Annotated in this window: 14 protein-coding genes; 3 read left to right on the top strand and 11 right to left on the bottom strand. The window is 66.8% G+C overall.

Annotated features, from left to right (window positions below; genetic code table 11):
• The first annotated feature begins 44 nt into the window (after nt 1-44).
• The 3 genes from BMX85_RS01940 to BMX85_RS01930 all read left to right on the top strand — a co-directional run bounded on the left by BMX85_RS01940 (nt 45) and on the right by BMX85_RS01930 (nt 3,926).
• Complete coding sequence (locus BMX85_RS01940) at nt 45-812, top strand: transporter substrate-binding domain-containing protein (protein ID WP_177196668.1); 768 nt, start codon at nt 45-47, stop codon at nt 810-812.
• Between the two features lie 2 nt (nt 813-814).
• Nucleotides 815-1,489 (top strand): amino acid ABC transporter permease, encoded by a 675-nt coding sequence (locus BMX85_RS01935; RefSeq protein ID WP_090314001.1) that lies wholly within the window; start codon nt 815-817, stop codon nt 1,487-1,489.
• 205 nt (nt 1,490-1,694) lie between these two features.
• Nucleotides 1,695-3,926, top strand: coding sequence for a putative bifunctional diguanylate cyclase/phosphodiesterase (locus tag BMX85_RS01930; protein ID WP_090314000.1), 2,232 nt, complete (start codon nt 1,695-1,697; stop codon nt 3,924-3,926).
• A 4-nt stretch (nt 3,927-3,930) separates the two neighbouring features.
• Here BMX85_RS01930 and BMX85_RS01925 read toward each other — a convergent pair whose 3' ends face one another.
• The 11 genes from BMX85_RS01925 to flgC form a co-directional block, all read right to left on the bottom strand.
• Nucleotides 3,931-4,968, bottom strand: coding sequence for a hypothetical protein (locus BMX85_RS01925; protein WP_090313999.1), 1,038 nt, complete (start codon nt 4,966-4,968; stop codon nt 3,931-3,933).
• 28 nt (nt 4,969-4,996) lie between these two features.
• The gene (gene flgL / locus BMX85_RS01920) at nt 4,997-5,908 is read right to left on the bottom strand and encodes a flagellar hook-associated protein FlgL (protein WP_090313998.1); all 912 of its coding nucleotides are present in this window, start codon (nt 5,906-5,908) and stop codon (nt 4,997-4,999) included.
• Nucleotides 5,909-5,917: 9 nt separating this feature from the next.
• Nucleotides 5,918-7,291, bottom strand: coding sequence for a flagellar hook-associated protein FlgK (flgK, locus tag BMX85_RS01915; RefSeq protein ID WP_090313997.1), 1,374 nt, complete (start codon nt 7,289-7,291; stop codon nt 5,918-5,920).
• 152 nt (nt 7,292-7,443) lie between these two features.
• Entirely contained in the window at nt 7,444-7,881 is a 438-nt protein-coding gene (locus tag BMX85_RS01910) for a rod-binding protein (RefSeq protein WP_090313996.1), read from the bottom strand.
• A 20-nt stretch (nt 7,882-7,901) separates the two neighbouring features.
• Nucleotides 7,902-9,023, bottom strand: a complete 1,122-nt coding sequence (locus tag BMX85_RS01905) for a flagellar basal body P-ring protein FlgI (protein ID WP_090315140.1) — start codon at nt 9,021-9,023, stop codon at nt 7,902-7,904.
• Nucleotides 9,024-9,053: 30 nt separating this feature from the next.
• Nucleotides 9,054-9,728, bottom strand: a complete 675-nt coding sequence (gene flgH, locus BMX85_RS01900) for a flagellar basal body L-ring protein FlgH (protein WP_090313995.1) — start codon at nt 9,726-9,728, stop codon at nt 9,054-9,056.
• On the bottom strand, nt 9,728-10,519 hold the full coding sequence (gene flgG, locus BMX85_RS01895) for a flagellar basal-body rod protein FlgG (RefSeq protein ID WP_177196627.1): 792 nt from the start codon (nt 10,517-10,519) through the stop codon (nt 9,728-9,730). The genes flgH and flgG overlap by 1 nt, the downstream gene beginning before the upstream one ends.
• A 32-nt stretch (nt 10,520-10,551) precedes the next feature.
• Complete coding sequence (locus BMX85_RS01890) at nt 10,552-11,277, bottom strand: flagellar basal body rod protein FlgF (protein WP_090313993.1); 726 nt, start codon at nt 11,275-11,277, stop codon at nt 10,552-10,554.
• A 14-nt stretch (nt 11,278-11,291) separates the two neighbouring features.
• Nucleotides 11,292-12,521, bottom strand: coding sequence for a flagellar hook protein FlgE (locus tag BMX85_RS01885; protein WP_090313992.1), 1,230 nt, complete (start codon nt 12,519-12,521; stop codon nt 11,292-11,294).
• A gap of 24 nt (nt 12,522-12,545) precedes the next feature.
• Nucleotides 12,546-13,217 carry a flagellar hook capping FlgD N-terminal domain-containing protein gene (locus BMX85_RS01880; protein WP_090313991.1) on the bottom strand — a complete coding sequence of 224 codons (672 nt, stop codon included), beginning with the start codon at nt 13,215-13,217 and terminating at the stop codon, nt 12,546-12,548.
• Between the two features lie 3 nt (nt 13,218-13,220).
• Nucleotides 13,221-13,643 carry a flagellar basal body rod protein FlgC gene (gene flgC / locus BMX85_RS01875; protein ID WP_090313990.1) on the bottom strand — a complete coding sequence of 141 codons (423 nt, stop codon included), beginning with the start codon at nt 13,641-13,643 and terminating at the stop codon, nt 13,221-13,223.
• Nucleotides 13,644-13,690 lie beyond the last annotated feature (47 nt).

The raw sequence follows: 13,690 nt of genomic DNA, 5'->3' as shown, positions 1-13,690 counted from the left end.
AGCCTGCGCGGCGCCCGGCGCTGCGTCGCGCGGCGCTGGCGGTGATGGCCGCGGCCGCGCTGGCGGCGGCATGGGCGCCGGCCACGGCGTCGGCGGCCGATTTGCTGGCCACCGTCAAGGCGCGCGGCACGTTGAAGGTGGCGCTGGAGGGAACCTATCCGCCGTTCAATTACAAGGACCAGAAGACCGGGCAGCTGGCCGGCTACGACGTCGATGTCGCGCGCCTGCTGGCGGCCAGGCTGGGCTTGAAGGTGGAGTTCGTCAGCAGCGAATGGGCCAGCATCCTGGCCGGGCTGTCGGCCAATAAATACGACGTCATCATTTCGCAGGTGGGCATCAATCCCAAGCGCGAGCAGGCGTTCGACTTTTCCACCCCGTATATCTACTCGATGCCGCAGCTGATCGTGCGCAAGGACGAGAAGGCCGTCTACGCGTCGCTGGCCGATCTGAAGGGCAAGAAGCTCGGCGTCGGGCAGGGCAGCGTCTACGAGCAGCAGGCCAGGGCGGTGCCCGGCATCGACGTGCGCAGCTACGCGGCCGCGCCCGACACGATGTCGGACCTGGCCAGCGGCCGGCTCGACGCCGCCCTCAACGACAGCCTGATGTCGGCCTATCTGCTGAAAATCTCCAAGTTGCCGATCAAGGCCGGGGCCCGGGTCGGCGCGGTCGAGCGCATGGGCATTCCCTTCCACAAGGGCAATCCGGAATTCAAGGCCGCGCTCGACAAGGCGCTGGCCGCCGTCGCCGCCGACGGCAGCCTGACGGCGATCTCGATCAAATGGTTCGGCACTGACGTCAGCAAGGCGCCCTGAGCATGGACTGGCAGGGGCTGCTGGATTTGCGGGCGCTGCTGACCGAGGCGGCGCCCGTCATGCTGCGCGGCGCCGGCTACACGGTGGTGTTCGCGCTGGCGTCGATGCTGGGCGGACTGCTGATCGGCTTCCCGGTGGCGGTGATGCGCATCCTGCCTTACCGCGTGCTGCGCTGGCCGGCCGCCGTCTACGTCAGCCTGATGCGCGGCACGCCGCTGCTGGTGCAGATGTTCGTCATCTATTACGGCCTGCCCAGCGTCGGCATCGAATTCACGCCGGTGACGGCCGGCATCCTGGCGCTGAGTCTGAATTCGGGCGCGTTCCTCTCCGAGAGCCTGCGCGGCGCCATCGGCGCCGTCAGCACCGGGCAGTGGGCGGCCAGCTACAGCCTCGGGCTCGGCTACTGGAGCACGTTGCGCCACGTGGTCTTGCCGCAGGCGCTGAGGATCGCCGTGCCGGCAATGAGCAACACCTTGATCAGCCTGATCAAGGACACCTCGCTGGTCTCGGTCATCACCATGACCGAGTTGATGCTCTCGACCAAGGAAGTGATCGCCACGACATTCCGGCCGCTGCCGCTGTACCTGGCCGCCGCGCTGATCTACTGGGCGCTGAGCCTGTTGTTTGAGGCGTTGCAACGACGCGCGGAACAACGTTTGAACCGTGCACATCGCTAACTTCCCGTGTTTTCTCGACATCGCCATCCGTAAATGCTAGTCTAACCCCATACCCCCAGCGGGGTCAGTGCCGACATTCGGACACGAGCTCCGCCGATGTCCGCATGGCGACACCGACGCTCCGGGCCGGGTTCGCCATTGATGCACGAGTCCGTGTCCGAATGTCGGCACTGACCCCGGGGGTGGGGTTACGCAAAGGGAGGGTATGGAGAAGCAAACGTCCAGTACCGAGGCGCCCGGCCGCAGGCAGCCGATCACCGAGGAGCGGCTCGACGGGCTGGCCGGCCTGGCCGTCGTCGCCGAGGCGGCGGCCCTGGCGCCGTACGAGGCCATGATGGCGACCATCGGCGAGGCCGCCGTGCCGGCCGCCGACGCCGCCGAGACCGGCAAGGCCGTCGCCGAAACGTCCTATTTCAACGATATCTATCTGCTGGCGCCGGTCGGCTACTTCGTGCTCGGCTTCGACACCGCCATCCTGCAGATGAACGTGGTCGGCGCCGATCTGCTGGGTTTGTCGCGCGGCAAGCCCGACCCCACATCGTTCCGCCAGTTCGTCGCGCCGCGCTTCCACGAGGACTTCGACAGCTTCGTGCGGCACGCCCTCAACAGCGCGCAGCCGGAGCAGTGCGACCTGCAGATGGTGCGCGGGCGTAACCAGCAGGGCTTCCCGGTCACCCTGCGCGCCAGCGCCGACGCCAGCGGCCAGGCGCTGCGGGTGATGGTCGAGCTGGCCGAGGGCAAGACCGCCGCGCTCGAACGCAGCGAGGAGCGCTTCCGCCGCATCGTCCATTGCGCCGAGGAGGGCATCTGGGAAATCGACGCCAGCGCCCGCACCAGCTTCGTCAACCCGAAGATGGCGCAGATGCTCGGCTACACCATCGAGGAGATGCTCGACCAGCCGCTGGTGGCGTTCATGGACGACGAGGGCCGCGCCATCCTCGAGCGCAACATCGCGCGGCGCCAGCGCGGCGTGGCCGAGCGCCACGAGTTCAAGTTCGTGCGCAAGGACCGCGCCGAGCTGTGGGTGACGCTGGCGACCAATCCCATCTTCGACGGCGACGGCGGCTACCTGGGCGCGCTGGCGCTGGTGAGCGACATCACGGCCACCCGCGCCTCGACCGAACTGATCTGGCAGCAGGCCAACTTCGACAGCCTGACCTCCCTGCCCAACCGCCATATGTTCCAGGACCGGCTGGAGCAGGAGGTCAAGAAGGCGCGCCGCGAGGGCGTGCTGCTGGGGCTGCTGTTCATCGACCTCGACGGCTTCAAGCTGGTCAACGACACGCTCGGCCACGACCAGGGCGACGTCCTGCTGGTCGAGGCCGCGCGGCGCATCGGCGCCTGCGTGCGCACCTCCGACACGGTGGCGCGCCTGGGCGGCGACGAGTTCACCGTCATCCTCACCGGGCTCGAGCAGATCAGCGCCATCGAGCGCATCACGCAGACCATCCTGGCCCGGCTGCACCGGCCCTTCACCTTGGGCGTGGCCCATCCGTCGGTGTCGGCCAGCATCGGCATCTCGGTGTTCCCGGCCGACGCCAATTCCCCCGAGGCCTTGCTGCGCAACGCCGACCAGGCCATGTACGCGGCCAAGCAGGGCGGGCGCAACCGCTACAGCTATTTCACGCCGGAACTGCAACAGGCGGCGCAGGCGCGCCAGCAGGTCACCATCGACTTGCGCTCGGCGCTGTCGGGCCAGCAGTTCGAGCTGCACTACCAGCCCATCGTCAACCTGCGCAGCGGCCAGATCGAGCGGGCCGAGGCGCTGCTGCGCTGGCGCCATCCGCGCCGCGGCCTGCTGGCGCCCGCCGAGTTCCTGCCGTTCGCCGAATCGGGCGGGCTGATGATGGAGATCGGCGACTGGGTGTTCCGCCAGGCGGCCAGGCAGGCCCGGCATTGGCAAGACGAGCTCGGCTCGGGCTTCCAGGTGGGCATCAACCAGTCGACCGCGCAGTTCCGCGGCGACACGACGCTGTATGCGGGCTGGCTCGACTATGCGACCGGGCTGGGCCTGTCGCCGCGCAGCCTGATCATCGAGATCACCGAGGGCGTGCTGCTCGACGGCGCCGCCCAGGTCGGCGACCGCCTGCGCGAGTTGCGCGAGATGGGGTTGCAGGTGGCGCTGGACAACTTCGGCACCGGCTATTCGTCGCTGGCCCACCTCAAGCATTTCGGCATCGACCTGCTCAAGCTCGACCACAGCTTCATCCAGCACCTGGCCAACGACAGCGGCGACCTGGCGATGTGCGAGGCGTTGATCCTGATGGCCCACAAGCTGGGGCTGCGGGTGGTGGCCGAGGGCGTCGAGACGGTGGCGCAGAGCAATTTGCTGGACTTGGCCGGCTGCGACTTCGCGCAGGGCTATGTGTACGCGCAGCCGATGCCGGCCGAGGCGTTCAGCGCGCTGGCGCGCGCCGGCCTGCCGAGGGTGCGGTAGCCGTTTAGCGCAGGCTCAGCAGCGACACCACGCGCTCGCGGCTGATGCCGGCCAGCGCCGACGTGATCGACAGCAGCGACTGGTAGCCGGGCTGCTTGGCGTCCTTGACGAAATTCTGCGCGACCTGCGCCATGCCGTCGGTGGTGCCGGACGGCACGGTGTTCCTGACCCGCGCGGCGGCCTGGTTGAGCGCCGTCTGCACCGAGACGATCGAGCGTTCCACCTGCGCCAGCGCCTGCAACACTTGTTGCAAGGTGGTGCGGATCGCTTCGACGTCGCCGGTCTGCCAGTTGTCCGGGTCGACCACCGGCGCCTGCGCCTCGGCCTTGACGCGGTTCAGCTGGCCGGTGGGGAAGCGCTGGCCGCCGCCCTGCACGGCGATGGTGTCGCGCAGATTGCCCCATTGCGATTCGGCGACGGTGAATTCCAGCTGGCCGTCCTCGCCCAAGGTGGCGCGCACGCCGCTCGGCGCCAGCGCCGTGTCGAAGCGCTGGGCGATCTGCTGGTCGGTCAGGCCCGGCTCGAGCACCACCGAACTGAGGTTTTGTCCGCCCAGCGAGATGGCCAGCACTTCGCGCCCGCCCGGGCGCAGGTTGGCCAGGTTCATGCCGCGCACGTTGAAGCGCGTGGTGGTGGCCTGGTTGCTGAAATTGAGCTGCGAGTCCAGCGTGCCGCCGGACGCCTGCGAGCGGTTGCGCCAGCTGTTGCTGAACTGGCGCACGTGCGCCTCCAGGGTGCCGTCGGCGCGCTGGCGGCTGGCCAGGCGGGCGCTCAGGTCGGCCTTCAGGCTGCGCAGCTGGGCCGCGCTCTGTTCGAGGAAGTCGAGCGCCTGCTGGGCGCCGGAGATCTCGCCCTGCAACGGCTGGTCCATATTGGTCAGGCCGCGGCGCAGCGGCGCCGCCGACGTCGGCGTCGGGTTGACCGGGGTGGCCGTGGCCGCGTTCTCGCCGTTCAGCCCGAGCGCGGTGCCGTCCACCGCGCTGGCATTGCCGGCGCCGCCGGGAACAATGACGGTGGGGGTGGGTTGGGGCGAGATTTGCATACGCTAGTGGTGAGTGAGGGGGACGCGGTTACAGGACGTTGAACAACGACAGGTTGCTCACCTTGGAATACGCCTTGTACGACGCTTCCAGCGACAAATTATACCCGGCCAGCTCGGTCAGGGCGCCGGCGTAGTCGAGTTGTCCCAGCTCCAGGATGGCGGTCTTGTTCGACAGGCTGACGTTGGCGTGGTTGCCGTCGAGCGTGCGCATCACGTTCTGGGCGCCGCCCAGCTGGGCGATCTTGCCGGCCACCAGGTCGAGCGTGGCGGTGGCGGTGTCCATATTGTCCGTCAGCGCGGCGCGCACCGTGGCGCTGCCGACCACCAGCGCCGGATCGGACAGGGCCTCGATCGTGGTGCTCAGCTTGGTCAGCAGGTTCTGCAGGCCGTCGACGTCGACGTTGACGGTTTGCGTGATGCCGTTGCCGATGACGGTCTTTTGCTGCCCCAGGTTGCCCATGTAGCCATAGGTGACGGGCGCGCCGGGGGCGGAGGTGACCTGGATCGGCTGGGTGTTCGTTTCGGTGCCGGAAAAGATGTAGCGGCCTTCCTGATCCTTCTGGTTGGCCGTGTACAGCAGGCTGTCGCGCAGCGAGGTCAGCGAGGTGACCGTCGCCTTCAGGTCGGCCGGCGAGTTGCTGCCGTCGGACGCCTGCACCAGCAGGTCGTTGAGCGAGGTGATGTCGCGCGTCATGCTGCTCAGGTATTCTTCGTTGCTGGTCAGGCGGATCCGGGTGGCGGCGATGTTCTGGCGATACTGGTCGACGATCGCTTCCTCGCGCGTCAGGCGCGAGATGCGCACCGCGCCGATCGGATCGTCCGACGGCAGCATGATGCGGTCGCCCGAGGCCAATTGCTCGGTGAGCTTGGAAACCCAGCTTTGGTTGTCCTGCAGGCCACGGTTCATGGTGGCCTGGAATTGACTGGAGGCGATACGCATGACGTTTCCTTAATTAAACATTTGCAAGGTGGCGTCGAACAGGTTGTTCGCCACGGAAATGACCTTCATATTGGCCTGGTACATGTTCTGGAACTCGATCAGGTTGATCGCTTCCTCGTCGCGGTTGACCGCGCTGGTGGACTTCCAGTCATCCTCGGACTGCTGGCGGATGGTGGTGGCGGTCTTGAGCAGCGCCTGGTTTTGCTGGCTGGCGACGGCCAGCTTGCCCACCACCTGGGTATCGGCGTCGTTGAGCAGCACATCGCCCAGGCCGGGCAGGTTCAGGATCGGCTTGCCCTTGATATCGACCAGCAATTGCAGGTTGTCGCTGTTGCCGGGGGTGCCGTCGCTGGAGAACGCCAGGTCCGCCGCCGTGAACGTCGGATCGATGCCCAGCAGGCCGGTGGCGCTGGCCGGGTTGTAGACGAACAAGTCCTTGCCGTTGACGCCGGGGGCGGTCAGGCCCGCGTTGAGCTGGGTGTTGACCATCGCCGACATCTGCTTGGCGATCTCCTTGATCGACGTCTGCAACGGCGCCAGGGTGTTTTGCAGGAAATCGCCGAGGCCGCCCAACTGGCCGCCGACCTTGGCGTCGTCGAGTTTGAACGTGGTCTCGGCGAACTTCAGGTTCAGGATTTGCGTGCCGGACAGCGTGTCGAAGCTGAGCGCGGCCGCCATGTCGGTGATGACCAGCGGCTGGCCGGTCTTGAGCGAGACGCTGACGCTGCCGTCCGGATTGTTGAGCACTTCCACCGACACCTGCGCCGACAGGCCGTCGATCAGTTGCTCGCGCTGGTCGATCAGGCCCGAGGTGCTGGTGCCGGCGGAGCCGACCTGGATGATCTGCTTGTTGAGCGCGGCGATGCCGGCCAGCGATTCGTTGATCGACGGCAGCATCGTGCTGCGCTGCTGGTTGACCGACACGCCCTGGGTGGCGGTCAGGTTGTAGATGCTGTTGATTTGCTGAGACATCGAGTCGGCCATCGTGATGACCTGCTGGCGCAGCGGCGTCGAGGTCGGATCGACGGCGGCGGCGTTGAGCGCCTTGAAGAAGTTGTCGACCCCGTAGCTGATGCTGGAGGTCTTATCGGCCATCACTTTTTCCAGCTGCGTCAGGTAGGGCTGGACTTGCGAACGCTGGCCGAGGTCGGAGTTGGCGCGCCACATCTGCTGCGACTTGTAGGAATCGCTGAAACGCAGCAGCGCGCCGACCTGCACGCCGTTGCCGGGGCTGTTGACGCCGGGATCGGTGGCGATCGACTGCAACAGCACGCCCTGGCGGGTGTAGCCCTTGGTCTGCAGGTTGGCGATGTTCTGGCTGACAGTGTTGATGGCGGCTTGGGCGGCCACGGCGCCGGACAGTGCGTTGTAAGAGATGCTCATGGTGCGGGGTCTTTCCTGGTGAAGGCCGAAGGAGCGGTCGCTGACGGCGCTAACGCTGGCACGAGCGCTCCGTTATCAGTACAAGGCGACAGCTAACCGGCCAGGATTAAGCGAAGCACGCATAAAATTTCCATCCGGGAATTTTTCCCGGGTCAGGCCGTCGGCGCGGCGCTGTCCGGCGCCGCCGGGAGCGCCGTGGCGGCCGCCGTTTTCGGCGCCGGGGCGGCAGCCACCGGGGCCGCCGCCGGCAGCAGCTGGCGCAGGATGACGTCGGCCACGCCGAAGGCGCGGCGGCCGGCCATCTGGTCGGCCACCAGGTTGTCGGCCATGTCCAGCATGTCCTGGTTGACCTTGTTCTTGAAGACGCTGTCCTCGGCCGACAGCTCGCGCGTGCCCGAGCGCATCTGGTGCAGCATGTGGCTGATGAAGAAACTCTCGAACTTGACGGCCGCCTCGGTCACCTTGGCGCGGTAGGACGGATCGACCGTGTCGCCCGGCTGGGCCGCCACCGGCGCCACGTGCACGTCGCTGAGCTTGTCGGCGACGCCGAGCCGCAGCTTGCTCGGATCGAAGGGGGCTTGGATGCTCATGGTCGCGCTTTCAATGACGGTTAAATAACGACCAGTTCGCCTTCGATGGCGCCGGCGTGGTCGAGCGCCTGCAGGATCGCCATGATGTCGTCGGGCGAGGCGCCGAGGCTGTTGATGACGTCGATGATGCCTTGCAGCTTGGCGCCGGCCGGCCAGTTGAACATCTGGCCCGAACCCTGGTCGACGCTGACCTGCGATTGCGGCGTGGCCACGGTGTTGCCGGCGGCCAGGGCGTTCGGCTGGCTGACCTTGGTGCTCTCGGAGATCACCACCTTGAGCGAGCCGTGGGTGACGGCGGCGGCGCGCACGCGCAGGCCCTCGGCGATGACCACGGTGCCGGTGCGCGAATTGAACACCACCTTGGGCGAATCGTCGCCGACGTCGATCGACAGCGCCTCGAGCCTGGCCATGAAGGCGATGCGCTGGGTCGGGTTGGCCGGGGCGACGACGTCGACGCTGGTGGCGTCGCTGGCGGTGGCGATGTCGCCGAAGCGCTTGTTGATCGAATCGACAATGTTAATGGCGGTCTGGAAGTGCGGGTGGCGCAGCGACAGGCGCACGCTCGGCTTGGTGGCGAAGTCGGTGGCGATCTCGCGCTCGATCGCCGCGCCGCTCGGGATGCGGCCGGAGGTCGGGGTGTTGACCGTGACCGACGAGCCGCTCTTGCCCTGGGCGCTGAAGCCGCCGACCACCACGTTGCCCTGGGCCAGCGCGTAGACTTCGTTGTCGGCCGCGCGCAGCGGGGTCAGCAGCAGGGCGCCGCCGCGCAGGCTTTTGGCGTCGCCCATCGACGACACCACGACGTCGATGTTCTGGCCCTTGCGGTAGCCGGGCGGGAACACCGCCGACACCATCACGGTGGCGACGTTTTTCGACTTGGCGTCGGTGCCGTCGGGCACCTTGACGCCGAACTGCTTGAGCATGTTGATGACCGACTGGCTGGCGAACTTGACCTGGGTCGAGTCGCCGCTGCCGTTCAGGCCCACCACCAGGCCGTAGCCGACCAGCGGATTGTCGCGCATGCCCTCGACGGCGACCAGGTTGCGCAGCACTTGCGCGGCGTGGGCCGGCACCGTCGCGGTCAGCGTCAGGCACAGCGCCAAAGGCAGGGCGAGAAGGCGGTGCAGCGTGCGGAAGTTCATGATGTTCATCCAGTAATTAAAACGGCCGCCTTAGAAGGGCATGTACGGGCCGGTGAAGAAGCGCGACAGCCAGCCGGCCGATTGCGTCTCGGCCAGCGTGCCCTGCGCCGAATAGGCGATGCGGGCGTTGGCGATGCGCAGCGACGACACCTGGTTGTTGGCGTCGATGTCGGCCGCGCGCAGGAAGCCGCGCAGGCGCACGAATTCCTCGCCCTGGTTCAGGGTCAGCGTTTTTTCGCCGGCCACGCGCAGCAGGCCGTTCGGCAGCACTTCCTGCACGATCACGGTGATGGCGCCGGTCAACGCGTTTTGCTGGGTGCTGGTGGCGTCGCCGGCGAAGTTGCTCGACGAGCCCAGGCCGATCGACGCCTTGGGGAACACCTTGCCCAGCAGGCTGGGGGCGTTGATGTTGTTGTCCGAATCCTTGGAATAGCTGGTGCCGGCCTTCTTGCTGGCCTGCGTGGTTTCCTGCAGGCTGACGGTGACGACGTCGCCGACGCGGAAGGCGCGGCTGTCGGAGGTCAGCGACAGGCCGACGTCGGGGCTGTAGACGCCGCCCGAGCTGCCCTTCGGACCCATCACGCGCGAGACCGTCGGCGCCTCGTCCGACGGGCCGGGGCGCACCGGCGGCGGTTGGATCGCGGCACACCCGGCCAGCAGCGAGGCCGCGACCACCAGTGCCAGGGTGTGCAATGCGGCGTTCATCAGCGGGCCGCCTGCGCCAGGTATTGCAGCATGTTGTCGGCGGCCGACAGCACCTTGGTGTTCATTTCGTAGGTGCGCTGGGCGGCGATCATGTCGACCATTTCCTCGACCACTTGCACGTTCGAGCCTTCCAGCGTGCCTTGCTTGAGCTTGCCCCACTGGGCGGTGCCCGGCGCGCCTTCGGTCGGGGTGCCGCTCGAGGCGGTTTCGGCGAACAGGTTCTCGCCCAGCGCCATCAGGCCGGTCGGGTTGATGAAGCTGGTCAGGGTCAACTGGCCCAGCTGGCTCGGGGTGGCGGTGCCGGCGATGGTGGCCGAGACGGTGCCGTCCTCGCCGATGGTCAGCGCGGTGGCGGTGGGCGGCACGGTGATCTGCGGGATCAGCGGCAGGCCGTGGGCGTTGACCAGGATGCCGTTGGCGTCGACCTGCAACTGGCCGGCGCGGGTGTAGGCGGTTTCGCCGTTGGGCTGGCGCACGGCCATGAAGCCGTTGCCCATGACGGCGACGTCGAGGTCGCGGCCGGTCGTTTGCAGGCTGCCGTTGGTGAACACTTTTTGCGTGCCGACCATGTGCACGCCGTTACCGAGCTGCACGCCCGACGGCGCCAGCGTGTTGTTGTCGGCCACTTGCGCGCCCGGCTGCTGTTCGATCGAGTAGAACAAGTCCTCGAACACCACGCGGTCGCGCTTGAAGCCGACGGTGTTGGCGTTGGCGAGGTTGTTGGCGATGGCTTGCAGCTTCTGGTCTTGCGCTTGCACGCCGGTCTTGCTGATCCACATTGCTGGATTCATGAATTGCTCCTGTAAAGGGTACTGGGATCAGCTTAGCCGCTGATCAGGCGGTTACCGGACTCGGCCATCGAATCGCTGGCCTTGAATAATTTCATTTGGATCTCGAACGTGCGGTTCAGGCTCATCGTGGCGACCATTTCCTCCACCGCCGAGACATTGCTGCCCTCGAGGTGGCCGGCGCGGATCACCACGGTCGCGTCGGTGGCCAGCGGCACGCCGTCGCGGGTGATCAGCAGGCCCGCTTCGTTCTTGGTCAGCTCGGACCCCTCGGCCTTGACCAGGCGCAGCTTGTCGACCGTTTGCATGGTCGTCGTGCCCGGATTCTGGATCGAGATGGTGCCGTCGGCGCCGATGTCGATCTTGCTGTATTCGGGCAGCGTGATCGGACCGCCTTCGCCCAGCACCACGTTGCCGTTGATGCGCAAGGTGCCGTTCTCGTCGAGCGCCATGTTGCCGGCGCGGGTGTAGGCCTCGCCGGTCGGGCCGTCGACGGCCAGGAAGCCGGCGCCGGAGACGGCCACGTCGAGCTCGCGGCCGGTGGCCTTGAGCGTGCCCTGGCGGGTCGACACCGAGTTCGCCTGCAGCTGCGACATGTGGCGGTCGTCGTAGCCGTAGCCCTGGACGGTTTGCGCCGTCGCCAATTCCATATTGGCGCGGAAGCCGCCCGTGTCGATGTTGGCCAGGTTGTTGGCCCGCACCTGTTGTCCGCGCAGGGCCCGTTCGGCCCCGCTCACCGCTGTGTAAAGCAACGCGTCCATGGCTCAGTCGTTCCTTAGATCGCTTGCATCAGCGATTGCAGCATCGTGCTCTCGGTCTGGATGACCTTCGAGTTGGCTTGATAGTTGCGCTGCGACGTCATCAAGCCGACCAGTTCGGACGTGATGTCGACGTTGGACTGCTCCAGCGACGAGGTGTTGATGTTGCCGCCCATGCCCACGCCGGGCGCGTTGACCAGCGGCGTGCCGGAATCGACCGACTCGATCCAGCTGGTGCCGTCGATGGCCTGCAGCGAGCCCTCGTCGGGGAAGGTGGCGATCGCCAGGCGGCCGACGGCCTGCTTCTGGCCGTTGTTGTAGCTGGCGATGACGGAACCGTCGGTGCCCAGCGCGATGCCGGTGAAGGTGCCGGCCGCGTAGCCGTCGGCGGCGTTGGCCGAGGTGGTGGCCTCGCCGGCGAAGCCGGTGGTGCCGGCGTAGTCGATGTCGATCGAATTGTATTTGCCGCCGTTCTGCGCGGTGAGGGTCGACAGATTGAGCGCGATCTTGCCGGTGGCCGGCGTGGTCAGCTGGCCGGTGGTGGTGTCGAACGCCAATGCGCCGCTACCGACTTCCGTACCGTCGAGCACATAATGGACATCAACGCCGCTGGGGCTGGCGTTGCGGGCGAAATACTGGGTCAGCGTGTGCTTGCCGCCCAGCGAGTCGTAGAGCACGGAGGCCTTCGACATGTTGAAGGTCGCCGGGTCGGCGGGGGCGGCGGGGGTGACGCCGGGCGCCGCCGGCCAAGTGCCGGTCGGGGCGGTCCAGTCGGCCGACATGTTGCCGACGTAGTCGACGTTTTTCGACGCCACGGCCGGGATCGACCCGGTCGGGATCGGCACGTCGCCCAGCGCGCCGAGCGTGGTGCTGCCTTGCTTGATCGGGTAGCCCTGCACCTTGCGGCCGGTGGCGTCGACCAGGTAGCCGTCCTTGGAGGCGTCGAAGATGCCGACGCGGGTGTATTCGGTCTGGCCGGTGTTCTGGTCCTTGGTGACGAAGAAGCCGCGGCCGTTGATCGAGGCGTCGAGCGCGCGGCCGGTGTTGAGCACGCCGCCCTGTTTGCTGATGCTTTGCGTGGTCGAACCGATCATGACGCCGGTCTGGACGTCGCCCGAGACCAGCGACGAGAAGTTGGCGCGCGACGACTTGTAGCCGTAGGTGCCGGCGTTGGCGATGTTCTGGCTGGTGCTGTTCAGCGATTCGTTGATGGCCTGGATGCCAGACAATGCGATATCGAAACTCATGATGGAGTCCTTCCTAAGTAAAGATTATTGAATGGCAGAGGCGGATTTGCCGTTGAAGGCGGTGATCGAGGTCGGCGCGATTTCGCCGATGTTGCTGACGTTGAGCACGACGCCGCCGGCGGCCGACAGGCGCACGCTGTTGAGGCGGCCCTGGACGTCGACCGGCGGGGTTTCCTTGGAGCTGGTCTCGACCGACATCTTGTAGGTGCCGGCGGGGATCTTCAGGCCGGCCGTGTCGATCGTGAACGGCACCGTGCCGGCCGCCTGCGTGCCCAGCTTGACCGAATACTTGGTGCCGTCGTCGCCGGTCAGCACCACGGTGGTCGCGGTGCTCGAGGCGGCCAGCGTGGTCTGGCCGCTGATGGCGGTCTTGCCGTCGATCTTGACGGTGCCGGTTTCGGCCATGACGTCCGAGCCGACCTGCGCGCCCAGCGAAATCACTTGCATGCTTTGCAGCACGCTCGAATTGGCGCTGGTGAGCTGCGACAGGTTCTGCAACGCCTCGGTCTGCGACAGCTGGGTCAGCTGCTGGACGAATTGCGACGGATCGGTCGGCGACAGCGGGTCCTGGTTCTGGATCTGCGCCACCAGCAACTTGGTGAACATGTCCGACGAGGCGCTGGCGGCATTGCCGGTCACGCTGGTGCCGGCGTTGCCGGCGCTGGCGCTGCTGTTGTTGAGGAGACTGACTGCCATGGCTTAACCTTCAGCGAGTTTGAGGAGGGATTGCTGCATGCCGCGGATGCGGCCCAGGACTTCGACATTGGTTTCGAAGGCGCGCGAGGCCGACATCATGTCGGCCATCTCCGCCACTTCGTTGACGTTGGGGTAGAACACCATGCCTTCGGCGTTGGCCATCGGATGGCCCGGCTCGTAGACCTTGCGCAGCGGCTCGGACGACTGCACCACGTCGAGCACTTGCACCTTGCCGCCGGCCTGCAGGTCGCCGTCGAAGCTGTCGCTCATGACGGCCGAGAACACCGGCTTGCGGGCGCGGTAGGTGTCGGCCTCGTTGCCGTTGACCGAATCGGCGTTGGCCAGGTTGCTGGCGATGGTATTGAGGCGCACGCTCTGGGCCGACATGGCCGAACCTGCGATCTCGGAAATATTCTTAAAGGACATGGGTTACTCCGTGGTTGATGCGGGCGATGCTGCGCTCGGTTGCGGCC

It is taken from the genome of Duganella sp. CF517 (assembly GCF_900110275.1).
GTDB lineage: Bacteria > Pseudomonadota > Gammaproteobacteria > Burkholderiales > Burkholderiaceae_D > Rugamonas.
Note: the sequence above shows the minus strand (reverse complement) of the source record. Positions and strands in the feature narration are given on the sequence as shown.

Bases quoted from the DNA above. Each gene is read 5' to 3' on its own strand.
- BMX85_RS01940 (WP_177196668.1), top strand. From the start codon at position 45: ATGGCCGCGGCCGCGCTGGCGGCGGCATGGGCGCCGGCCACGGCGTCG.
- BMX85_RS01935 (WP_090314001.1), top strand. From the start codon at position 815: ATGGACTGGCAGGGGCTGCTGGATTTGCGGGCGCTGCTGACCGAGGCG.
- BMX85_RS01930 (WP_090314000.1), top strand. From the start codon at position 1,695: ATGGAGAAGCAAACGTCCAGTACCGAGGCGCCCGGCCGCAGGCAGCCG.
- BMX85_RS01925 (WP_090313999.1), bottom strand. From the start codon at position 4,968: ATGCAAATCTCGCCCCAACCCACCCCCACCGTCATTGTTCCCGGCGGC.
- flgL (WP_090313998.1), bottom strand. From the start codon at position 5,908: ATGCGTATCGCCTCCAGTCAATTCCAGGCCACCATGAACCGTGGCCTG.
- flgK (WP_090313997.1), bottom strand. From the start codon at position 7,291: ATGAGCATCTCTTACAACGCACTGTCCGGCGCCGTGGCCGCCCAAGCC.
- BMX85_RS01910 (WP_090313996.1), bottom strand. From the start codon at position 7,881: ATGAGCATCCAAGCCCCCTTCGATCCGAGCAAGCTGCGGCTCGGCGTC.
- BMX85_RS01905 (WP_090315140.1), bottom strand. From the start codon at position 9,023: ATGAACTTCCGCACGCTGCACCGCCTTCTCGCCCTGCCTTTGGCGCTG.
- flgH (WP_090313995.1), bottom strand. From the start codon at position 9,728: ATGAACGCCGCATTGCACACCCTGGCACTGGTGGTCGCGGCCTCGCTG.
- flgG (WP_177196627.1), bottom strand. From the start codon at position 10,519: ATGAATCCAGCAATGTGGATCAGCAAGACCGGCGTGCAAGCGCAAGAC.
- BMX85_RS01890 (WP_090313993.1), bottom strand. From the start codon at position 11,277: ATGGACGCGTTGCTTTACACAGCGGTGAGCGGGGCCGAACGGGCCCTG.
- BMX85_RS01885 (WP_090313992.1), bottom strand. From the start codon at position 12,521: ATGAGTTTCGATATCGCATTGTCTGGCATCCAGGCCATCAACGAATCG.
- BMX85_RS01880 (WP_090313991.1), bottom strand. From the start codon at position 13,217: ATGGCAGTCAGTCTCCTCAACAACAGCAGCGCCAGCGCCGGCAACGCC.
- flgC (WP_090313990.1), bottom strand. From the start codon at position 13,643: ATGTCCTTTAAGAATATTTCCGAGATCGCAGGTTCGGCCATGTCGGCC.